Raw genomic sequence first — 555 nt, forward strand, 5'->3', positions numbered from 1 at the left:
TGATTTCTGCCGGAGTGGTTGACCAGCGCACCATGATGTTCATTTGCGCCAAATTGGCTTTCGGTTCGTCATTGTTTACCCACCACATATCGGCAAACTCGCGGGTGACATCTTGGGTGTATAGGCTTGCATCGGTTGGGCAGATCTCGGCGCTGCGTGGCAATCGCATCACTTGTTGGTGGCGCATTAACAGACACGATTGTGTCATGGATTGCTGATGGTATTGGGTTTGCTGCCACACGCCGAGGTAGTCGATGTCGTGTTCGCTGGTGTTAGGGTAGGAAAACCACAGCATTTCAGTGCGGTTGCTGTGTTGGATGTGTTTGTTGCGCCCGAGACCTTGTACTTTCTCCATAAAGAGCTCAGTGCTTGGGTCAAAATTCATCGCGACTGAGCGATATTTCCAGTCGCCTTCATCGTCAAAGTCTTCGAGAGAGAAGCCGTTCAAGTCGTTGCGGGTGCATCCTGTGATAGAGCAACCAACAAGGTTAAACCAATCCGCAAATTTGCTAATCGGCTCGACAATATCTTCCGTAATTTGGTGATTCGGCGATA

The 555-nt window shown here is 49.9% G+C and carries 1 pseudogene; it reads right to left on the reverse strand.

The annotated features are described in order from the left end of the window. Positions 1-555 (reverse strand): annotated as a pseudogene (locus R7O13_RS29805) (chromosome partitioning protein ParA); the annotation flags it as partial.

It is taken from the genome of Vibrio sp. Y176, assembly GCF_033438945.1.